This window comes from Neisseria sp. P0021.S006, assembly GCF_051956895.1.
In genome coordinates this window covers 37,523-59,167 of the sequence record NZ_JBQCWZ010000011.1, presented here as the reverse complement: position 1 = coordinate 59,167, position 21,645 = coordinate 37,523, and the positions used below count along the sequence as shown (strand labels likewise).

Genomic DNA, 21,645 nt, shown 5'->3' with positions numbered 1-21,645 from the left:
TTTCCATTGGCAACTGCCCGGTTTCCAACGCCGCAGGAAATAAACTTATCTTACAGGCGGCCTGTTATGGTTTTTTATTCAGGCCGTCTGAAAAACGAATCACTCATTTAACCGATTAACTTTTTTTTCGACAGAAAGACCCTTATGACTTGGGAAACCGTAATCGGACTGGAAATCCACGTCCAACTCAACACCCAATCCAAAATCTTCAGCGGCGCATCCACTGCATTCGGTGCCGAACCTAATGCCCATGCCAGCGTGGTTGAGTGTGCGTTGCCGGGCGTATTGCCGGTAATGAACCGCGAAGTCGTCGAAAAAGCCATCAAACTCGGTTTGGCTTTGGATGCGAAAATTAATCAGAAAAACGTGTTCGACCGTAAAAACTATTTCTATCCTGATTTACCGAAAGGCTATCAAATCAGTCAGTTGGATTTGCCGATTGTTGAGCATGGCAAATTGGAAATCGTAGTGGGTGACGAGGTTAAAACCATCAATGTTACCCGTGCGCACATGGAAGAAGATGCGGGTAAATCCGTACATGAAGGTTTGAACGGTGCTACCGGTATCGACTTGAACCGTGCCGGTACGCCTTTGTTGGAAGTTGTCTCCGAGCCTGAAATGCGTTCCGCAGCCGAAGCTGTGGCATATGCTAAAGCGTTGCATGGTTTAGTGACTTGGCTGGATATTTGCGACGGTAATATGGCGGAAGGTTCGTTCCGTGTTGATGCCAACGTTTCTGTACGTCCAAAAGGTCAGGCCGAGTTCGGTACACGCCGTGAAATCAAAAACCTCAACTCTTTCCGCTTCTTGGAACAAGCCATCAATTATGAAGTGGAAGCGCAAATCGAAATTTTGGAAGATGGTGGTAAAGTACAGCAGGCAACCATGCTGTTTGATCCTGAAAAAGGCGAAACCCGTGTGATGCGTTTGAAAGAGGATGCGCACGATTACCGCTATTTCCCGGATCCGGATTTGCTGCCGGTCATTATTTCAGACGGCCAATTGCAAAAGGCCAAAGAGCAAATGCCTGAGTTGCCGCATGAAATGGCGGCGCGTTTTGTTGCCGATTACGGCGTGTCTGACTATGATGCGCGCCTGTTGACTGCCAGCCGCGCCCAAGCTGCCTATTTTGAAGAAGCGGCCAAAGCCTGCGGCCAAGGTAAATTGACGGCGAACTGGATGAACGGCGAGCTTGCCGCTACCTTGAACAAAGAAGGTTTGGAATTGGCTGAAAGCCCGATTACAGCTCCACGCCTTGCCGAGTTGGTTGCTAAAGTTGCAGATGGAACATTAAGCAGCAAATTGGCGAAAAAAGCTTTTGAAGCGATGTGGGCTGAGCCTGAAGCAGGTATTGCCGAAATCATCGAAAAACATGGTTTGCAACAGATTACTGACACTGGCGCAATTGAAGCGATGGTGGATGAAGTGTTGGCAAACAATGCGAAAGCCATTGAGCAATTCCGTTCCGGTAATGAAAAAGCCTTAAATGCGATTGTCGGCCAAGTGATGAAAGCAAGTAAAGGCAAGGCCAATCCGGCTCAGGTTCAAGAGTTGATTAAAGCCAAATTGGCTTGATAGATAGGATAGGCCGTCTGAAAACAGGTTTTATTTTCAGACGGCCTTTGTTTTTGATAATAAATTTATTCTAAATACCATGACACATACCATTACCTTACCAGATCAAACTACATTTACGGCGAATGAGGACGAAACTGTTCTTGCTGCCGCAACCCGTCAGAATTTAAATTTGCCTCATTCTTGCAAAAGTGGTGCCTGCGGGCAGTGTAAGGCTGAGTTGATTAGTGGCGAATTTGAAATGGGCAAACATATTGATAAAGCCATCAGTGAAGAAGAAAAAGCACAAGGTAAAGTGTTATTGTGCTGTACCACTGCAAAGAGCGACCTCAAAATCAATGTGCCGGGTTTTAATCAAAATGCTTTGCCGGTGCGCACTTTGCCTGTACGCATTGAAACGATTGAAATCAAACATGATGTTGCTTTGTTGCGATTGGCTTTGCCTAAAGCGCCGTCATTTGCATTTTATGCCGGACAATATATTGATTTGCTGCTTCCCGGCAATATCAGCCGCAGCTATTCAATTGCCAATTCTCCTGACCAAGAAGGTGTTTTGGACCTGCATATCCGCAAACGTGAAAACGGCGTATGCTCAGAAATGATTTTTGGTGCCGAGCCTAAAATCAAAGAAAAAGGCATTGTCCGCGTTAAAGGGCCATTAGGTACATTCACTTTGCAACAGGACAGCAATAAACCGATTGTTTTGTTGGCAACGGGTACAGGTTACGCACCTATCCGCAGCATCTTGCTTGATTTGATTCATCAGAATAGCGAACGTCAGGTTCATTTTTACTGGGGAGCACGTCAGCAGGAGGATTTGTACGCATTGGAAGAAGCAGAAGCATTAATAGACCGTCTGAAAAATGCGAAATTCTCGCCTGTTCTTTCTAAGCCTGATTCCGATTGGAAAGGGGAGAATGGGTACGTGCAAAATGTTGCCGCACAAAATTATCCTGATTTGAGCCAATACGAAGTTTATGCTTGTGGGTCACCAGCTATGACCGAGAGTGCGCAAAGTTTGCTGACTCAAAATTGCGCTTTACCGGAAGATGCCTTCTTCTGTGATGCTTTTTCACCGGCATAGGAATATATTTTACGGAATTCATATGTTTGGATAAGGGTATTTAGCATAGGGTTTGACGACAATTCGTTTGAAGAAGAGAGTGTGTTTTTGCACACTCTTTTTTTATACAGTAATTTTCAAAAAATATTTTTATCTTTAAGTAAAGACTATTCTGTTTGTTATCAAACATTAACTTGATTATCTATCATCAAGAAAAAGGCCGTCTGAATCTTTCAGACGGCCTTTGTTTTAAAGATAATATTAGCTACCAATCAGTTTCAAACGTTGACCGGGAGATACGGTACGGGTATTGCGGTTCCAACGGCGGATATCGTTAATATCAACATTGAAACGGCTGGCGATGGTGTTCAGGGTATCGCCTTTACGTACAGTGTAGGAAACGTTTTGAACCGGGTTGCTGCGGACTTTTGCCGGAGTAGCTGTAACACGGAGGATTTGGCCTTTTCTGATATTGTTGCCTTTGATGTTGTTGGCAATAATCAAATCAGCTACGCTCAAGTTGTAACGTTTGGAGATATTAAACAACGTATCACCATCTTCCACACGGTGTGTGCCTGCTGCAAGTGCTGCAGTTTGTGTGTTTTGTTGGCCATTTACACGGGCAAGACGCGCATTGATGCGTTGTTGTTGTTTAGCGGTATTGGCTGCGATACGTGCTGTACGAGCGCTTTCGGCAGTCACAACAGTTTGAACTTGTTTGGCTTCAGAAGTCGCTTCAGCAACAGTCGCTGCAGGTTCCTCCGCAGGTTGGCTTTGTACCAAAGCCATCAGGTCATCATGCTCTTCTTGAACCGGAGCAACAGCAACAGATTCAACTGCTGGAGTAGGGGCTACATCGTTTGCGGCAACAGTCGGTGCAGTCAAGTCGGCAGGGATAGCTGCTTTTGGTGCTTCAGCAACATTTGTGGCAGCAGGCTCAGCAGTAATATGGGTCATGGCTACAATAGGGGCGGCTACTTCCGCACTTGCAACTTGAGGCTGCGCCTTGGTTTCTGTTACCGCTACGGAAGTAACGTTTTCAGTTTTGCTGCGTGCAATAAAGTCAACCGGTTTGCTGGACTGTGGAACAACAGGAGCAACAATATTGGTCACGGTAGTTTGAGCAACTTTAACCGGTTCTGCTACGCTTGAAGCAATAATCGGCGACATAGCCGGCATATTGGATTGGTAAGTATCCGGCGTATTGTCTTTGTCGATAAAGTTAATAATGTCTTGACTTTGGGTAACTGAGTTTTTAGCCACCAAAATGCTGCGGCCTTCAGAAATGGCGCTACCGCTCAGGCCGTTGAGGCGTTTGAGTTCGGCTACGCTCATGCCGGTATCGTTGGCAATGGCGTTAAGCTTCTTGTTGCCCAAAGAAGTATAAATATCCCAAGACATCAGGGTATCTGGATTGGCATTGCGGTAGTTCTTTTCAAATGCAGAAACCGCAGAAACCGGCAACAACAGGCGACGATTGTTTTTAGGGATAAATACCGGGGCATTGAAACCTGGGTTGAGTGCCAACAGTTCGCTTTCGCTGATGTTTGCAAAACGAGCGATTGTGCTGTTATCAATAGGTTTGTCGATGCTGACAGATTTGAAATACGGCTGATTGCTGATTTCGCTGATATTCATACCGAAGGTTTGCGGATTGGCAACGATATTGCGTACTGCCAATAGTTTTGGAACGTAGTTGCGTGTTTCGTTCGGCATACGCAGGTTTTCGTATGTTGGTTCCAAACCTTGCGCACGGGCGCGGTTTACGGCACGGCCGACGTTACCTTCGCCCCAGTTGTAAGCGGCAAGCGCCAAAGACCAGTCGCCGAACATACCGTGCAGGTATTGCAGGTAGTTCAATGCAGCATCGGTAGCGGCGTAAACGTCGTGGCGGCCGTCATACAAAGGCGTTTTTTCCAAGCCGAAGTGGCGGCCGGTAGCCGGCATAAATTGCCACAGGCCGGATGCGCCGACGTGTGATTTGGCTTTGGTTACGAATGCGCTTTCAATGAAGGGCAGCAAAGCGATTTCGGCGGGCATATTGCGTTTTTTAACTTCATTGGCAATATGGTACATATAAGGTTTGCTGCGGGAGATGGTGCGGTCGAAATATGCACTGTTTGCAGCAAATTTGTTTTCATGGCGGCGAACCAGTTCTGTATTGACTTCGTTGATGCGGAAGTCTTTACGCAACGATGCCCATAAGCTGCCGGAGCCGAAGGTTTGTGCTTTGGCTTGGTCGAGCAGGGCGGAGTTGAGGCGCATCATGGCCATGCCGACTTGGTTGGGTGTAGCGTTTTGTGCGTAGGCTGTGGCGGAAACCGCCGACAGGCTTGAAACGGTCAGAGCGATGGTTTTTAGTTTTGCCATAGTAAATAAAGTTATCAAATATATAATAAAATTTCGTCTTTTTGATAGTATCGTTTCAGCATTTAAACGTCAAGTCGAGCAGGGAATTTGCTTGTGTGATGTGGCCGTGGTGTTAAAATTCTGTCACACAAGTCGGGATGCATAGGGGGCCTTTAATGGAAGTTTTTTTTATGCAAACGCCAATGGGACAATATCTTGCTCAAAAAGAGGCGGATTTTTTCAGACGGCATTTGCAGTATTTGAATAGGCAGGTGGCGGTTCAATTGGGCGGTGTATGGCAGAGGCCGTCTGAAAACATGCTTGTAGTGCCTCGCGATGTGCGGATGGATGCTGAAATGTTGGCATTTGAAACGCATTCCGTGGATGTGTTATTGATGCCCCATCTTTTGGAAGTTTCATCTGCAGATTTGGTGTTGCAAGAGGCGTTTAGGATATTAAAACCTGAAGGCAGATTGATTTTGACGGGGTTCAACCCTAAATCTTTGTGGGGGTTGAGCTCTTGGTTTGATGGGGAAAAGCTGCCTTTGAAATCTCAATGCTTGGCTCTGGCTGAGTTGAAACGAAAAATTGCGGATATTGGTTTTGAAATAGAATATGGGCAGTTTATGGATTATCTGCCTGCTGTGAATTCGCCTTCTGCTTTGAAGTTTTGGCGGTTTATGGAAAAGGCAGGGGATAGGTGGTGGCCGCAGTGTGCAGCGGTTTATGGGATGGTGTTAACGAAACATTTGATTGGTGTCCATCCTTTGCCTGAATTGGAATCTGCATTTGATGGCAATACGGTTGCTTTAAGTACGGCACGTTTGGCCGAATAGTTTTCAGACGGCCTGTATATTAATGATGAATTTGGAGAATAACGATGCCTGAATTACCTGAAGTGGAAACGACTTTACGCGGAATCGCGCCTCATATTGATGGCAAGAAGATAGAAAAAGTCATTATTCGCCAGTTTAAATTGAGATGGCCTATTCATCCAAACTTGGCGCAAATTTTGGCTGGGCACAAAGTTTTGGCATGCAGTCGGCGTGCGAAGTATTTGATTATTACTTTTGAAACGGGTATTTTACTTATTCATTTGGGTATGTCCGGAAGTTTGCGGATTTTTACCGCCGATGATGAGCGCATCGCCACGCCGGATAAGCATGATCATTTAGATTTTGTATTTGATGACGGCACCGTATTGCGTTATCACGATCCGCGTAAATTTGGTGCGGTATTGTGGTATGAGGGTATTGCCGAGCATCATCCGCTGTTGGAAAAACTGGGGCCGGAGCCGCTCTCGGACGATTTTGATGCAAATTACCTGTATCAGAAATTGAAAACCCAAAAGCGTGCAGTCAAATTAGCGCTGATGGATAATGCGGTGGTGGTTGGTGTTGGCAATATTTATGCGAATGAAAGTCTGTTTAAGGCAGGTATTTCGCCATTGCATCCGGCAAATAAGCTGACCAAGAAAGAATGCGCATTATTGGTGGAAACCGTTAAAGCGGTTCTGCAAAGGGCGATTGCAACGGGCGGCAGTACGCTGCGGGACTTTGTCAATAGCGATGGCAAAAGCGGCTACTTTCAGCAGGAATATACGGTCTATGGCCGTCACAATGAGCCTTGTGTCCAATGTGGCGGGCTGATTTTTAAAGAAACTTTGGGGCAGCGTGGAACGTTTTATTGTCCAAATTGCCAGAAATAGTTTCAGACGGCCTTAAATGTCAGAGGCCGTCTGAAAATAATGAATACCATACAGAAGAAATTTTATGTCTAAACAAAAAGCTCCTTTTTTTAAACGACTGGGCAGACTTTGCCGTTTGGCGGCTTGGTTGTTCCGAACCGGCCGGAATTTGCGTGCCATCGATGGCAATAATGCAGAGGAACGCAATCATGCTGTGGTTGTTTTGGGAAAAGGCGCATTGGATGCTTTGGATATTGAATTGGAAATCGGCGTACCGCCTCAAGGCAATGTGAGCGGTACATTGGTAGTGGCCAACCATGTTTCTTGGTTGGATATTTTTGCCATGAGCGCCGTTTATCCGAGCAGTTTTATTGCCAAGCAGGAAATCAGCGGTTGGCCGGTTTTGGGGAAAATGGGTAAAAATGCCGGCACGGTGTTTATCAACCGCAATTCCCGCCGAGATATCGAGCCTATTAACCAGGCGATTTGCGCGGCATTGAAAGCAGGACAGAATGTCAGCTTCTTCCCTGAAGCGCGTACTTCTTCCGGCTTGGGTATTTTGCCGTTTAAAGCAGCCCTGTTTCAATCGGCGATTGATGCGAAAGCGCCGATTCAAGCAGTGACCTTGCGCTATTATGATGGCGAAGGACAACGGACGGACTTGCCGTCTTATGCGGAGGTAAACCTGTTTCAATCTTTATGGCGCATTGTTTCGATGAAGAAAATCTGTATCCGTTTGGATTTCTCGCCTCAATACAAACCGACAGATATGCCGGATAAAGACCGCTATGCTTTGAAAGATATTGCGGAAACAGCCATCGGCGAAATTGTGGCTTCGGATTCGCCCGTTCAGCCCTTACCTAAAAAATAATTTCAGTCAGGCACTTGTTTTATTTCAGATGGCCTTCATTTAGAGGAATAGCTGTTTTCGGTTTAATTGAATTGATAGTTTGATGTAATTAATATTATTTGAACTATAAATTATACAAATCGATAGGCCTGCATTAAAATGCAAGCATTGATTCATTTCTCAAACCCGAATTTTTAAGGAGCTTAAAAATGGCTTTGCAAGATCGTACCGGTCAAAAAGTACCTTCCGTAGTATTCCACACTCGCGTTGGCGACACTTGGAAAGATGTTTCTACTGATGATTTGTTCAAAGGCAAAAAAGTAGTCGTGTTCTCTCTGCCTGGCGCATTTACTCCAACTTGCTCTTCTTCTCACCTGCCACGCTACAACGAATTGTTTGGTGCGTTCAAAGAAAACGGTGTTGACGCAATCTACTGCGTATCTGTAAACGACACTTTCGTAATGAACGCTTGGGCTGCTGAAGAAGAAGCCGACAACATCTACATGATCCCTGATGGCAACGGTGAATTCACTGAAGGCATGGGCATGTTGGTTGACAAAGAAGACTTGGGCTTCGGTAAACGCTCTTGGCGTTATTCCATGCTGGTTAACGACGGCGTGGTTGAAAAAATGTTTATCGAACCTGAAGAACCAGGTGATCCTTTCAAAGTGTCTGACGCTGACACTATGTTGAAATACATTGCTCCTGACTGGAAAGCTCAAGAGTCTGTTGCCATCTTCACCAAACCTGGCTGCCAATTCTGTGCTAAAGCTAAAAAAGCTCTGCAAGACAAAGGCTTGTCTTACGAAGAAATCGTATTGGGCAAAGATGCAACTGTTACTTCCGTACGCGCTATTACCGGCAAGATGACTGCTCCTCAAGTATTCATCGGCGGTAAATACATCGGCGGTAGCGAAGACTTGGAAGCTTACTTGGCTAAAAACTAATCGCCTGTATGCTTGAGACGGTTTAAACAGGCCGTCTGAAAGATAAAATATAGAGTTATTCAGACGGCGTTTACAATTCGGCGTTCTGAATAACTCTATATTCGCAAGTAGAATTTGAGATTATTGTTTTAAATCGATATTTAGGTATTGGCTATTGATTTTTAAATTTTGATAGTTTGTGAAGTTTAGGCCGTCTGAAAACGGATAACCTGATGGCAATATCGGTTTGGATATAGACAGTAAGGATAAAATATGAAAAAGATTCAAGCAGATGTGGTAGTACTGGGTGGCGGTACAGCCGGTATGGGCGCATTTCGCAATGCCCGACTTCATACAGACAATGTTTACCTGATTGAAAATAATGTGTTCGGCACGACCTGCGCGCGCGTGGGCTGTATGCCTTCTAAACTCTTGATTGCCGCAGCAGAAGCGCGCCATCATGCTTTGCATACCGATCCGTTTGGCGTGCATTTGGATAAAGACAGCGTAACGGTAAACGGCGAAGAAGTCATGCACCGCGTGAAGTCCGAACGCGACCGTTTTGTCGGTTTTGTAGTCAGCGATGTAGAAGAGTGGCCTGCCGACAAGCGTATTATGGGTACGGCAAAATTTGTTGATGAACACACCGTCCAAATCGATGACCATACGCAAATCACTGCAAAAAGTTTTGTGATTGCCACCGGCTCACGCCCTGTGATTTTCCCGCAATGGGAAGTTTTGGGCGATCGCTTGATTGTGAACGATGATGTTTTCTCTTGGGATACCCTGCCTAAGAGTGTGGCCGTATTCGGCCCCGGCGTAATCGGCTTAGAGTTGGGTCAGGCTTTGCACCGTTTGGGCGTAAAAGTTGAAATTTTTGGCGTGGCAGGTGCTATTGGCGGTATTTCCGACCCTGTTGTCGCTGAAGAAGCCAAAACTGTTTTTGGTGAAGAGTTGACTTTGCATTTGGATGCCAAAACCGAAGTCAAATTGGACGCAGAAGGCAATGTTGAAGTTCATTGGGAACAAGATGGCGAAAAAGGCGTGTTCCATGCCGAATATGCTTTGGCTGCCGCCGGCCGTCGTCCGAACGTGGATAATATCGGTTTGGAAAATATCAATATCGAAAAAGACACGCGCGGCGTGCCCGTTGCTGATCCGCTGACCATGCAAACCAGCATTCCTCATATCTTTATCGCAGGCGATGCGTCCAACCAACTGCCTCTGCTGCACGAAGCTGCCGACCAAGGCAAAATTGCCGGTCATAATGCCGCTATTTTCCCGAATATTGAGGGCGGTTTGCGCCGTAGCGTAATCGGCGTGGTATTTACCAGTCCGCAAATTGCCACTATCGGTTTGAAATACGCGCAAGTTGCAGCGAAATATCAACCTGACGAGTTTGTCATCGGCGAAGTTTCCTTCCGAAACCAAGGCCGAAGCCGCGTTATGTTGGTAAACAAAGGCCATATGCGTTTGTATGCTGAGAAAGCAACCGGCCGTTTCATTGGTGCGGAAGTTGTCGGCCCTGCTGCCGAACATTTGGCACACTTGATGGCTTGGGCGCATCAAATGAAGATGACGATTCCGCAAATGCTGGATATGCCGTTCTACCATCCGGTTATCGAGGAAGGTTTGCGCACTGCATTGCGTGATGCCGATGCAAAATTGAAACAGGCTTGATTATTTGATGGAATAAAGGCCGTCTGAAACTCATAGTAAGGTTTCAGACGGCCTTTTCTATGCTTTGAAGCTTTTACTTTTAAATCAATTCTAAATCTGGACCGGCATTTTGCGCACGACGGCTTCGTAATTGAATGTCTAGGCGCAAATCGTGGGCGGAGTCGGCATTTTTAATGGCGTCTTGATAGCTGATATCGCCGTTTTCATACAAATCATATAAGGCTTGGTCAAAAGTAATCATGCCCATGCCAGTTGATTTTTTCATCATTTCTTTGATGTTGTGGACTTCGCCTTTTCGAATCAAGTCGGCAATAATGGGCGAATTGAGCAAAACCTCGACAGCCGCTACGCGTCCCCGTCCGCCTTCACGGGGAATCAGGCGTTGCGAAATAAAGGCTTGCAGGTTGAGCGATAAATCGGTTAGCAACTGGTTACGGCGCTCTTCGGGGAAGAAGTTGATGATGCGGTCCAGCGCTTGGTTGGTACTGTTGGCGTGCAGTGTCGCCATACACAAATGGCCGGTTTCCGCGAAGGAAATGGCGTAGTCCATGGTCTCGCGGTCTCGGATTTCACCAATCAGGATAACATCCGGCGCTTGGCGCAGGGTATTTTTCAATGCAATCGGCCAATTTTCTGTATCTACACCGATTTCACGTTGGGTGATGATGCAGTTTTTGTGTTGGTGGATAAACTCAATCGGGTCTTCGATGGTAATAATGTGGTCGAAGCTGTTTTCGTTTCGATAGTCGATAAGGGAGGCGAGGGAAGTGGACTTGCCCGAACCTGTACCGCCGACAAAAATAACCAAACCGCGTTTTCTGAGGGCGATGTCTTTCAGAATCGGTGGCAGATTGAGCGTTTCAAATTTAGGGATATTGCTGGTAATGGAGCGGAACACTAATGCAGTTGCGCCGCGTTGAACCATTGCATTGACACGGAAGCGGCTGGTATCGGGCAGGCTGATGGCGAAGTTGCATTCGTTGGTGGAAGAAAATTCTTCGATTTGTTTGGAAGACATAATCGAAAAAGCGATTTCCATACATTTTTCAGCACTCAGCGGCTCATCGCTCAGTCGTGTGATTTTGCCATCCACTTTCATGGCAGGCGGGAAATTGGTGGTAATGAAAAGGTCGGAGCCTTTGTATTTGTTCATATGGCGTAGCCAAGCGAACAATTCTTCTTTTGCGCCCGGAGTATTTTCGTCAAACATAAGAATTTAGATATTTAAAATAGAGTTATTTTATTGAGAATAATTATAACAGAAGCAATCATTATTTGCTGTTTTGCCCGCTAGAGCGGCAATCTGTTTTAAATTGAGTGTCGTGTTGGGAATATAGCAGATTTTTCAGTATCCCTGTGATTTTAAATTCTGCTGTTATAATGTTGCTCGATTAGTGAATGGAAAGGTAACGAGATGTCAGTACAAACAATTGCCGTGGTCGGCGCAATGGAACAGGAAATCGAGCTTTTGCGTGAAAGTATGGCCAATGTCAAGCATGTGTCCTTCGGTAAATTCTCGGCATATGAAGGCGAATTGACTGGAAAACGCATGGTATTGGTTTTGAGTGGTATCGGTAAGGTCAATGCAGCGGTTTCTACTTCTTGGGTCATTCATCAGTTTGCACCGGATTGCGTCATCAATACCGGCAGTGCAGGCGGTTTGGGTAAAGGTCTGAAGGTTGGCGATGTGGTTATCGGCGAAACTGTGGCGCATCATGATGTTGACGTAACGGCTTTTGGTTATGTTTGGGGACAAGTACCGCAACTTCCTGCTGTGTTTGTATCGGATTCAAACCTGATTCGTCAAGCAGAAAAGGCAGCGCAAGTGTTTGAAGGTGCGGCCGTAACGCAAGGCCTGATTGTCAGTGGCGACCGTTTTGTACACAGCAGCGAAGGTGTTGCGGAAATTCGCAGTCATTTTCCTGACGTAAAAGCAGTTGAAATGGAAGCTGCGGCGATTGCGCAAACCTGTCACCAGTTGGAAGTGCCGTTTGTGATTATTCGTGCCGTATCCGATTCGGCAGATGAGAAAGCGGACATTAGCTTTGAAGAGTTTTTGAAAACGGCTGCCGTCAGCTCGGCGAAGATGGTGACCGAGATTGTCAAATCGCTATAAAATCATGCAAAAGCGTTGAATTTCCGTTAGAATACGGAACGATTCAACCTTATTCTAAGGCCGTCTGAAAACCGAATCCCTGTTTTTTCAGACGGCCTTTCAGCCTTTAATTGCATTTATCTTAATAACAATATGAAAAACATACGGAATTTCTCCATTATTGCCCACATCGACCACGGCAAATCTACGCTTGCTGACCGTTTTATCCAATACTGTGGCGGTTTGGATTTGCGCGAAATGAGTACGCAGGTGCTCGATTCCATGGACATCGAAAAAGAGCGCGGCATTACCATTAAAGCGCAAACCGCCGCGCTCAACTATAAAGCACGCGATGGGCAGGTGTATCAGCTCAACCTGATTGATACTCCGGGACACGTCGACTTCTCTTACGAAGTATCCCGTTCGCTGTCGGCTTGCGAAGGTGCGCTTTTGGTGGTCGATGCGTCTCAAGGTGTAGAAGCGCAAACCGTGGCGAACTGCTATACCGCGATTGATTTGGGCGTGGAAGTTGTGCCTGTTTTGAACAAAATCGACTTACCTGCAGCAGAACCCGATCGCGTGGAGCAGGAAATTGAAGACATCATCGGCATTGATGCCGTTGGTGCGGTGCAATGTTCTGCAAAAAGCGGCATTGGTGTGGAAGATGTTTTGGAAGAGATCGTTGCCAAAATCCCTGCGCCGACTGGTGATGAAAATGCGCCGTTGCAAGCGGTTATTGTCGATTCGTGGTTTGACAATTACGTCGGCGTAGTTATGTTGATTCGTGTGAAAAATGGCACCATCAAGCTGAAAGACAAAGTGCGCTTTATGAGCACTAAGGCGGAAACTCAGGTTGAGCAGCTGGGTGTATTCACGCCGAAATCGGTTCAAAAACAAGAACTCAAAGCCGGCGAAGTAGGCTTTTTGATTACCGGCGTAAAAGAATTGGGTCAGGCGAAAGTCGGCGATACGGTGACTTTGGTTGCCAACCCTGCCTCTGAGCCGCTGCCCGGCTTCCAAGAAGTACAAAGCCAAGTATTTGCGGGCCTCTATCCTGTGGAAAGCCACGACTACGAAGCCTTGCGTGACGCTTTGGAAAAATTGCAGCTGAACGATGCTTCGTTGAAATTTGAGCCTGAGGTTTCCCAAGCATTGGGCTTCGGTTTCCGTTGCGGCTTCTTGGGTCTGTTGCATTTGGAAATCGTGCAGGAACGTTTGGAGCGCGAGTTCGACATGGACTTGATTACCACTGCGCCAACGGTGGTTTATGAAGTCGTGTTGAAAAACGGCGAGAAAATCGAAGTTGAAAACCCGTCCAAACTGCCTGAAATCAGCACCATCGAAACTATTCTTGAGCCGATTATCACTGCGACCATTCTTGTGCCGCAGGAGTATGTCGGCAACGTCATGACTTTGTGTAACCAAAAGCGTGGTGTTCAGGTCAATATGCAATACATGGGCCGTCAAGTCATGCTGACTTATGATTTGCCGATGAACGAAGTCGTAATGGATTTCTTTGACAAGCTTAAATCGACTTCGCGCGGTTATGCTTCGTTGGACTACCATTTCAAAGAGTTCCAACCGTCTGATTTGATTAAGCTCGACATTATGGTCAACGGCGAAAAAGTCGATGCCTTGAGCCTGATTGTGCACCGTCAAAGCGCCGTTCACCGCGGTCGAGAGCTGGCATCAAAAATGCGCGAACTGATTCCGCGCCAAATGTTCGACATCGCCGTCCAAGCCGCCATCGGCAGCCAGATTATCGCCCGCGAAAACGTCAAAGCCCTGCGTAAAAACGTTTTGGCGAAATGTTACGGCGGCGATATTACGCGTAAGAAAAAACTTCTTGAAAAACAAAAAGCAGGTAAGCGCCGCATGAAACAAGTGGGCAATGTGGAAATCCCGCAAAGCGCATTCTTGGCGATTCTGCAAGTGAGTGATAAATAATGAGTATAAATCTGACTTTAGGCGCAATCGTTGTACTGCTGGCCGGCTTGGTCCTCAACTTCAAAAGCAGCAAAGAGCGTCAGGAAAACGGCGAATGGAGCTCCGGCTTGCAATGGAGTTATCTCTTGTGCATGGTCGGCGTATTCGGAATTTTGTCCGAATTTATGAGCTTTACCGCCGTATTGCTGGTGTTTGTCGTGTTCACCGGTATTGTTTGGGCAATCCATAAAGGCCGTCTGAAAAAAAGCGAAACCGGCGAAGACAATGCACATTTTACCGACTACATGGGCGGCTTTTTTCCTATCATCTTGGTTATCTTTGTATTGCGTAGCTTTATTGCTGAGCCGTTCCAAATTCCGTCCAGTTCCATGCGTCCGGGCTTGGTCAAAGGCGATTTTATCTTGGTAAACAAATTTTCTTACGGTATCCGCCTGCCGATTTTGAATAAGGTCATTATCCCTGTCGGCAATATTGCCCGAGGCGATGTCGTGGTGTTCAATTACCCACTTCAGCCTGAGATGAATTACATCAAACGTATCGTCGGTATTCCGGGTGATGTTGTGGAATATCGTGATAAGGTTTTGACTGTTAACGGTGAAATTATTCCCGAAAAACCAAACGGCAATTATCAATACGCAGATGATACCGATCCGTCTATGATTCATACGCTTGAGCGTTTTCAGACGGCCTTGAACGGCAAAAACTTTGATGTGGTCAAAGAAGCCGGTCAGCCTTCCGTATCCATTGCCGTATTGAACAAATACACCTCCGAAGTAATGCCTGAAAGCAATTACTCGCTTGAAACGAGCGGTTTGGAAAATTGTGAGTACGCAGAAGACGGCAATGGCTTTATTTGTAAAGTTCCCGAAGGCCGTTATTTCGCGATGGGCGACAACCGCGACAACAGCGCCGATTCTCGTTACTGGGGATTTGTCGATGACAAGTTGATTGTCGGTAAAGCCTTCTTTGTTTGGATGAACTTTGGCGAACTCAGCCGTATCGGTACCAGTATTAAATAAGCAATAACAGATGAAAAGGCCGTCTGAAATTTTTCAGACGGCCTTTTTGGTATCTATTTTTTGTCTTTTAACGAACCTAAATAAATCGCCAATAAAGTCAAAGTAGCGCCGCTCCATTGGACGGCGTTAATCGGTTTATCTAGCCAGAAATAATCGATCAACATGGCGGCAACTGGTTCGGAGAGCAGTAGTAGGCCGGTCAGTGACAAGGATAAAAGCGGGATGGCGTAAGCAATCAATGCCCAAGCAAAGCATTGCATAACGATGCCGTAGATGGAGACTAGAATCACATCGTTTAAAGTTTTGGGGTAAAGATGGGCGGCATCGAATAGCAGAGATGGGATGACCAGCGCCATTGCGCCGCCAAAGCTTAAAATCATCATCAGTGGAAACAAACCGACTTTTTCCTGTTCATGGGTTTTGCGTACGAAAACCATAGACAGGGCCAGCATAGCACCGGACACTACGCCGCTGACAAATCCCCATGCGGCATTGTTGTTATGACCGAATTCTGGGCTGCCGATTAAGGCTACGCCTATGGTAGCCAATATCAAACTTAAAATTTGCAGGGCGCTTAGACGTTCCGAATAAAAGAAGAAGCCGATGGCGGCTAAAAAGAAAATCTGCAGGCTGTTGAGCAAGGTGGAAATGCCGGGGCCTACGGCGTGAATGCTTTCATGCCACAGAGCGAGGTCGAATGCGAGGAAAACGCCGGATAAGACTGCGTAGCCAACTGTTTTTCTTTTCGTGGGCATTTTTTGTCTGAAAAAACGCCCGAGCAGGAAGAATATAGGGGCGGCGATCAGCAAGCGCCAGAATGCGATGGCGTAAGAGCCGACATCGACAAATTTGACGATCAAACTGCCCAAGCCGAAGACGACGCAGCCGACGACTAGCAGGGGCGCTGCATAATTTCCTGAACGTGTGTTCATCGGCTTCTCCAAGAATTAAATGAAGACGATTATTCCATAAAAGACAGATGAGGCGTTAATGATAAATAGTGGTAAGCCAAGATAAAGGGTTTATGATGAAAGGCCGTCTGAAAACTGTTTCAGACGGCCTTTTGATGATTTTCTGGCTTGATTTCGTATTGTTGTAGTATAAAATCGTTTTACGCCGTGTTTTCAGACGGCCTGATCAGTTTTGGTTTTGAGAAAAGGATTATTGGAAATGGCAAACCCTATTCGTGCGTTTTTGGATTATGTGCCGTCGGTTGATGAGTCTTGTTTTGTAGATGAGACTTCGGTAGTGATTGGCGAAGTGTCGCTGGCGGAAGATGTATCGATTTGGCCTTATGCTGTATTGCGCGGCGATGTGAACAGTATCTCTATCGGTAAGCGCAGCAATGTGCAGGATGGCAGCGTTTTGCATGTGTCGCATAAGAATGCGGCGAAGCCTGACGGTTCGCCCCTGATTATCGGCGATGATGTGACGATTGGGCATAAGGTCATGCTGCATGGCTGCCGAATTGGAAATCGTGTTTTGGTGGGCATGGGTTCAATTATTTTGGACGATACGGTTGTCGAAGATGATGTGATGATAGGCGCGGGCAGTTTGGTGCCGCCGCGCAAGCGATTGGAAAGCGGTTTTTTATACGTCGGCTCGCCTGTGAGACAAGTGCGTCCGCTGACGGATGAGGAAAAGGCATTTTTGACGTATTCGGCTGCGCATTATGTCCGCCTGTTCGGACAGCATAAAATTTCAAAATAAGGAAGTTCAATACAATGAACGCAATTTATCTGGCCTCGGGCAGTCCGCGCCGTCGTGAGATTTTGGAGAATTTAGGTTTCACGGTACGCCGCCTTCCTGCGGATATTGATGAAACCCCCAAAGAAGGCGAAGCCGCAGTAGAGTATGTGCGCCGTATGGCCTGCGAGAAAAATCAGGTAGCGGTAGCGCAATGGTTTACTGCTCATGATCAAGAGCCTGAGTTTGCTGTATTAACGGCGGATACGACGGTGGCGGATGGTGCGGCTATTTTGGGTAAACCGGAATCCGAGGCGGATGCGGTCGATATGCTGGAACGCTTGTCCGGACGGACGCATCAAGTGCTGACGGCTGTATGCGTTTACTGGCGAGGCGTGCGCCATGATGTGGTGCAGACGAGCGAAGTGCGCTTTAAAACGTTGACGGCTGAGGAGATTGCAGCCTATGTTGCCAGCGGCGAGCCGATGGACAAAGCCGGTGCGTATGGGATTCAGGGCTTGGGCGGCGTATTTGTCGAGCATTTGCAGGGCAGTTTTACCGGCGTGATGGGTTTGCCGGTTTATGAGACCGCGCAACTACTGAAATCTTTGGGTTTGGAAGCGCCGCCGTTTGCTTAAAATTAGGCAAATGCCGTCTGAAAGCGTGCCGACAAAAACGCCTGTTTCAGTTACAATACTGCCTTAAACAGCTTGCTTGAAGAAAGATATGAAAGAACATAAGGCCCGGAAACGCTTCGGGCAGAATTTTTTGCAGGATACGCGGATTATTAGCGATATTGTCAATGCGGTCAGACCGCAGCCCGATGATATCGTGATTGAAATCGGCCCGGGCTTGGCAGCCATTACCGAGCCTTTGGCGAAAAAACTCAACCGCCTGCATGTTTGCGAAATCGACCGCGACATCGTACGCCGTCTGAAAACCTTGCCGTTTGCAGACAAATTGGTGATACACGAAGGCGATGTATTACAGTTTGATTTTAACAGCATTGAAGGCAAGAAAAAAATTGTCGGCAACCTGCCGTACAATATTTCCACGCCGCTTTTGTTCCGATTGAGCGAAGTGGCAGACGATGTGATCGATATGCACTTTATGCTGCAAAAAGAAGTGGTCGAACGCATGGTGGCGCAGCCGAAAACCAACGACTATGGCCGTCTGGGCGTAATGCTGCAATATTTCTTCGATATGGAAATGTTGATTGAAGTACCGCCTGAATCCTTTGATCCTGCGCCGAAAGTAGATTCGGCCGTCGTGCGCATGATTCCGGTGAAACACCGCATTGGTAAAGCGGAAGATTTTGAACATTTTGCCAAACTGGTGAAACTGGCTTTCCATCAACGCCGCAAAACCATACGCAATAATTTGAAGGAACTTGCCGGCGATGATGATTTGCAGGCAGTCGGCATCAATCCGCAGGACAGGGCAGAACACATTGCCGCTGAAAAATATGTGGCATTGAGCAATTATCTGGTTCAAAAGGCCGTCTGAAACAGTGATGGCAATTTTTAAGCAACCTCCTATTCAATGGGGGTTTCTAGGTAATTCATATTTGTGGCGCAAGTTGGCGCAGTATTTTTCCGGTAAGGATATGCCGCCTGAGCGGCACCGTTTTGAAGCGGCAATTATCGGCGCAGTTTGGGTATTGACCGGGCATCGTCTCGATAGGGAAGAGCAATTTAAAGTCAATCGGTACAATCAAGGTGGAACCTCCGACGGCATAGTCAGCTGCCGTTTTTGGCTTGAAACGGCCATTCCTTTGCTTTGGCAGCGGCAAGCGAAACTTAAGCCCCGAAAATTTTGGCAGTTTGGAAAGAAATAATGATTAAATTCAAAAATGTACACAAACATTTTAAAGATTTGCACGTTATCAACGGCGTGAATCTGGAAGTCAAACAAGGCGAAGTGGTCGTTGTATGCGGTCCTTCGGGCAGTGGCAAATCGACGCTGATTCGTACGGTAAACCAACTCGAGCGCATTGAAAGCGGCGAGATTTGGGTGGACGGCATCAATGTTGCCGATCCGAAAACCGATTTGAACAAAGTGCGCGAAGAAGTGGGCTTTGTGTTCCAAGGGTTCAATCTGTATCCGCATTTGACTGTCTTGGAAAATATTATTCTTTCTCCGATGAAAGTGAAAAACCAAAGCCGTGAAGAGGCGGAAAAGAAAGCGATGGAGCTTTTGGAACGTGTCGGCTTGGCGCATAAAAAAGACGCGCTGCCCGGCCAGCTTTCCGGCGGTCAGCAACAGCGTGTGGCGATTGCACGCGGTTTGGCGATGGAGCCGCGCGTGATGTTGTTTGACGAGCCGACTTCCGCACTTGATCCTGAAATGGTCGGCGAAGTATTGAAAGTGATGAAAGACTTGGCGGAAAGCGGCATGACCATGATGTGTGTGACCCATGAGATGGGTTTTGCGCGCGAAGTCGCCGACCGTGTGATTTTTGTCGATAAAGGCCAGATTCTGGAAGATGAAACGCCGGAAGAATTTTTTACCAATCCGAAACACGAGCGTGCCAAACAATTCCTGCAACAGGTGATGACACATTAAACTCGGGCCGTCTGAAATTTCAGACGGCATGATCGGTTTGAATGATTTTGAAAGTTGAAAATAATGTATTTTGTTGACCGTACTGCTGTTGTGCTGAAGCCGACCGCCCGTTTTTTGGAATGGCTGAAATCCGCCGATGAAAATATGCCCGACCTGACCGTCGAGCAACTGCGCACCAACTGCTCAGTATTCCTTGTGCCGCAATTTGACGAACCCGAATCCGTCATTTCCTATTTTGACGAACGCTACCAGCAGATTTTTGAAGCCGAATTGGCAGGCTGGGACATTGATAAAAGCAAATGGCCGCAAGACATGAGCTTGAAGGCTTTTTGGGAATTTTTCGATACCGAAATCCACGATATGGTTTTGGATATGGAAGAGGCGGAATTGAACATTACGCCTGTTTTCGACAATATGATGTAAAGCCGTGAGAAGTTTTCAGACGGCCTTAAAGCCCTCGCGTTCTTTGAAAATTCTGATTGTTTCCTTACACCTTTCGGCGTTGGCCTTATGCCTTGTCGAGTTTTACGGCTGGATGATGTGGCTGGGTTTGGCGGCATTGGCCGGCAGTTTTGCCTATGCTTGGCGCAGCGTTAATTTTCAGACTCAAAATGCGGTCAGAAAAATCATCATCGACCGCCAATACCGTGCGACGGTTTATTTGAATAACGAGGCAGAGGGAAGAAGTGCGGTTTTGCAAGACAGCAGTATGTTGACGGTTTATGCTTTGTTTTTGCAATGGAATGTTGACGGGAAAATAGTCAAACACTGCATCTTGCCCGATATGGCCGACCGCGATGCCTACCGCCGTCTGAAAGTGTGGGCGCGCTGGTGCCGTGAAAAAGAAGACAAAGCAGAACTTGCGGCAGATATAGATTAAACGGCCGTTTCAGACGGCCTTTTGAAGCGATAAATACAATGAAAACATTACAAGACTGGCTTTCTCATTTGGAGACTGCCCATAGTTCCGGCCTTATCGATATGGGTTTGGAACGCGTGGGAGAAGTGAAAAAACGCATGAATTTGGTGCCGCAATGTCCTGTCGTCGTGGTGGCGGGTACAAATGGCAAAGGCTCTGTATGCGCCTATTTGTCGCATATTTATAAAGAAGCCGGTTTTAAAGTCGGTACGCTGACCAGTCCGCACCTTCTGCGTTACAACGAACGAATCGCCATCAATACTCAGCCGGTTTCAGATGAATTGATTATTTCCTCATTTGAGCGTATCGAAGCGGCACGCGGCGAAATTTCGCTGACGTATTTTGAGTTTAATGCTTTGGCTGCCGTCGATATTTTCATGCGTGAAAATGTGGACGTAATGATTTTGGAAGTCGGTTTGGGCGGACGATTGGATGCTGTGAATGTATTTGACGGCGACTGCTCGGTCGTTACCAGCGTGGATTTGGACCATCAGGCATTTTTGGGCGATACCGTTGAGCAGGTCGGTTTTGAAAAAGCCGGAGTGTTCCGTGGTGGCAAACCAGCTGTGTGCGGTCAGAATCCTGCGCCTGAATCATTGGTCAAACACGCAGAAGAAATTGGCGCAAAACTGTTGATGGTTCAGCGAGATTTTGATTTTGCATCAATGGAAAGCGTACAGTGGAACTACCGCTTCCATCCGCAATCTTCAGACGGCCAAAGCCGTAACCGCAATTCCTTGCCGTTTCCTGCTTTGCGCGGTGCCTATCAGTTGTCCAATGCCGCGTGTGCATTGACGGTGTTGGAGTGTTTGAACGAACAATTGCCGGTTGATATCGGCGCGATTAAACGCGGTTTGCTGTTGGTTGAGAATCCTGGACGTTTCCAAGTTTTGCCCGGCCGTCCGCTGGTGGTTTTGGATGTCGGCCACAATCCGCACGCAGCCCGTGCTTTGCGCCGCAGTCTGATTAACCTTGCCTTTGCCCAAAAACGTACTGCTGTATTCAGTATGTTGTCCGACAAAGATATTGATGGCGTGCTGGAAATCGTTAAAGATCAGTTTGACGAGTGGAACATCGCGCCTTTAGATGTACCGCGCGGCATGACGATAGAGGCTTTGCAGGCCAAACTGGCTGAACACGGCATCGACAATGTAAATGTTTTTGAAACTGTCGCTGCTGCCTACCGCGCTGCTTTGGCTAAAGCAACCGAAAATGATAGAATCGTTGTTTTCGGCTCATTCCATACTGTTGCCGATGTAATGGCTGTTTTGAAAGAACACTAAC

The 21,645-nt window shown here is 47.0% G+C and carries 21 protein-coding genes; 18 read left to right on the top strand and 3 right to left on the bottom strand.

The features are described from left to right. The first annotated feature begins 144 nt into the window (after window positions 1-144). Together gatB and ACTHUM_RS04095 are read left to right on the top strand one after the other, a co-directional pair. Window positions 145-1,575, top strand: a complete 1,431-nt coding sequence (gene gatB, locus ACTHUM_RS04100) for an Asp-tRNA(Asn)/Glu-tRNA(Gln) amidotransferase subunit GatB (RefSeq protein WP_003685244.1) — start codon at window positions 145-147, stop codon at window positions 1,573-1,575. A 79-nt stretch (window positions 1,576-1,654) separates the two neighbouring features. Then, window positions 1,655-2,659 carry an FAD-binding oxidoreductase gene (locus ACTHUM_RS04095; RefSeq protein ID WP_004520131.1) on the top strand — a complete coding sequence of 335 codons (1,005 nt, stop codon included), beginning with the start codon at window positions 1,655-1,657 and terminating at the stop codon, window positions 2,657-2,659. Between the two features lie 240 nt (window positions 2,660-2,899). Here the strand turns inward: ACTHUM_RS04095 and ACTHUM_RS04090 are convergent, their stop codons facing one another. Further along, complete coding sequence (locus tag ACTHUM_RS04090) at window positions 2,900-5,008, bottom strand: LysM peptidoglycan-binding domain-containing protein (protein ID WP_049336493.1); 2,109 nt, start codon at window positions 5,006-5,008, stop codon at window positions 2,900-2,902. 155 nt (window positions 5,009-5,163) lie between these two features. Here ACTHUM_RS04090 and ACTHUM_RS04085 point away from each other — a divergent pair, with 155 nt between their 5' ends. The 5 genes from ACTHUM_RS04085 (at window position 5,164) to ACTHUM_RS04065 (ending at window position 10,130) form a co-directional block, all read left to right on the top strand. Then, the gene (locus ACTHUM_RS04085; protein ID WP_049336494.1) at window positions 5,164-5,823 is read left to right on the top strand and encodes a class I SAM-dependent methyltransferase; all 660 of its coding nucleotides are present in this window, start codon (window positions 5,164-5,166) and stop codon (window positions 5,821-5,823) included. 44 nt (window positions 5,824-5,867) lie between these two features. Next, window positions 5,868-6,695 carry a DNA-formamidopyrimidine glycosylase gene (gene mutM, locus ACTHUM_RS04080; protein ID WP_070504764.1) on the top strand — a complete coding sequence of 276 codons (828 nt, stop codon included), beginning with the start codon at window positions 5,868-5,870 and terminating at the stop codon, window positions 6,693-6,695. 64 nt (window positions 6,696-6,759) lie between these two features. Further along, entirely contained in the window at window positions 6,760-7,545 is a 786-nt protein-coding gene (locus ACTHUM_RS04075) for a 1-acylglycerol-3-phosphate O-acyltransferase (protein WP_049336498.1), read from the top strand. A gap of 188 nt (window positions 7,546-7,733) precedes the next feature. After that, window positions 7,734-8,471 carry a redoxin family protein gene (locus ACTHUM_RS04070; RefSeq protein WP_004520136.1) on the top strand — a complete coding sequence of 246 codons (738 nt, stop codon included), beginning with the start codon at window positions 7,734-7,736 and terminating at the stop codon, window positions 8,469-8,471. A gap of 252 nt (window positions 8,472-8,723) precedes the next feature. After that, window positions 8,724-10,130 (top strand): dihydrolipoyl dehydrogenase, encoded by a 1,407-nt coding sequence (locus tag ACTHUM_RS04065; protein WP_004520137.1) that lies wholly within the window; start codon window positions 8,724-8,726, stop codon window positions 10,128-10,130. A gap of 79 nt (window positions 10,131-10,209) precedes the next feature. Here ACTHUM_RS04065 and ACTHUM_RS04060 read toward each other — a convergent pair whose 3' ends face one another. Continuing rightward, window positions 10,210-11,340: a PilT/PilU family type 4a pilus ATPase gene (locus tag ACTHUM_RS04060; protein ID WP_004520139.1), complete on the bottom strand. Its 1,131-nt coding sequence runs from the start codon at window positions 11,338-11,340 to the stop codon at window positions 10,210-10,212. Window positions 11,341-11,544: 204 nt separating this feature from the next. Between ACTHUM_RS04060 and ACTHUM_RS04055 the strand changes: the two genes are divergently transcribed. The 3 genes from ACTHUM_RS04055 (at window position 11,545) to lepB (ending at window position 15,191) form a co-directional block, all read left to right on the top strand. Further along, window positions 11,545-12,246 (top strand): 5'-methylthioadenosine/adenosylhomocysteine nucleosidase, encoded by a 702-nt coding sequence (locus ACTHUM_RS04055; RefSeq protein ID WP_049336499.1) that lies wholly within the window; start codon window positions 11,545-11,547, stop codon window positions 12,244-12,246. A 132-nt stretch (window positions 12,247-12,378) separates the two neighbouring features. Beyond that, window positions 12,379-14,172, top strand: coding sequence for a translation elongation factor 4 (gene lepA, locus ACTHUM_RS04050; protein WP_049336500.1), 1,794 nt, complete (start codon window positions 12,379-12,381; stop codon window positions 14,170-14,172). After that, entirely contained in the window at window positions 14,172-15,191 is a 1,020-nt protein-coding gene (gene lepB / locus ACTHUM_RS04045) for a signal peptidase I (protein WP_049336502.1), read from the top strand. The genes lepA and lepB overlap by 1 nt, the downstream gene beginning before the upstream one ends. Window positions 15,192-15,244: 53 nt before the next feature. Here lepB and ACTHUM_RS04040 read toward each other — a convergent pair whose 3' ends face one another. Further along, window positions 15,245-16,123 (bottom strand): DMT family transporter, encoded by an 879-nt coding sequence (locus tag ACTHUM_RS04040; protein ID WP_049336504.1) that lies wholly within the window; start codon window positions 16,121-16,123, stop codon window positions 15,245-15,247. Between the two features lie 238 nt (window positions 16,124-16,361). Between ACTHUM_RS04040 and ACTHUM_RS04035 the strand changes: the two genes are divergently transcribed. The 8 genes from ACTHUM_RS04035 (at window position 16,362) to folC (ending at window position 21,644) form a co-directional block, all read left to right on the top strand. Then, window positions 16,362-16,901, top strand: coding sequence for a gamma carbonic anhydrase family protein (locus ACTHUM_RS04035; protein ID WP_049336505.1), 540 nt, complete (start codon window positions 16,362-16,364; stop codon window positions 16,899-16,901). Between the two features lie 14 nt (window positions 16,902-16,915). Further along, window positions 16,916-17,515: a Maf family protein gene (locus ACTHUM_RS04030; RefSeq protein WP_049336507.1), complete on the top strand. Its 600-nt coding sequence runs from the start codon at window positions 16,916-16,918 to the stop codon at window positions 17,513-17,515. 88 nt (window positions 17,516-17,603) lie between these two features. Next, entirely contained in the window at window positions 17,604-18,383 is a 780-nt protein-coding gene (rsmA, locus tag ACTHUM_RS04025) for a 16S rRNA (adenine(1518)-N(6)/adenine(1519)-N(6))-dimethyltransferase RsmA (protein ID WP_004520146.1), read from the top strand. Between the two features lie 7 nt (window positions 18,384-18,390). Next, on the top strand, window positions 18,391-18,714 hold the full coding sequence (locus ACTHUM_RS04020; protein ID WP_004520147.1) for a hypothetical protein: 324 nt from the start codon (window positions 18,391-18,393) through the stop codon (window positions 18,712-18,714). Then, window positions 18,714-19,442, top strand: coding sequence for an amino acid ABC transporter ATP-binding protein (locus tag ACTHUM_RS04015; protein WP_003747231.1), 729 nt, complete (start codon window positions 18,714-18,716; stop codon window positions 19,440-19,442). The genes ACTHUM_RS04020 and ACTHUM_RS04015 overlap by 1 nt, the downstream gene beginning before the upstream one ends. A gap of 63 nt (window positions 19,443-19,505) precedes the next feature. Beyond that, window positions 19,506-19,865: a hypothetical protein gene (locus tag ACTHUM_RS04010; protein WP_003747228.1), complete on the top strand. Its 360-nt coding sequence runs from the start codon at window positions 19,506-19,508 to the stop codon at window positions 19,863-19,865. Window positions 19,866-19,869: 4 nt separating this feature from the next. Next, the gene (locus tag ACTHUM_RS04005; RefSeq protein WP_039862251.1) at window positions 19,870-20,322 is read left to right on the top strand and encodes a protein YgfX; all 453 of its coding nucleotides are present in this window, start codon (window positions 19,870-19,872) and stop codon (window positions 20,320-20,322) included. Between the two features lie 38 nt (window positions 20,323-20,360). Further along, window positions 20,361-21,644, top strand: a complete 1,284-nt coding sequence (folC, locus tag ACTHUM_RS04000; RefSeq protein ID WP_004520149.1) for a bifunctional tetrahydrofolate synthase/dihydrofolate synthase — start codon at window positions 20,361-20,363, stop codon at window positions 21,642-21,644. The last annotated feature ends 1 nt before the right edge of the window (window position 21,645 follow it).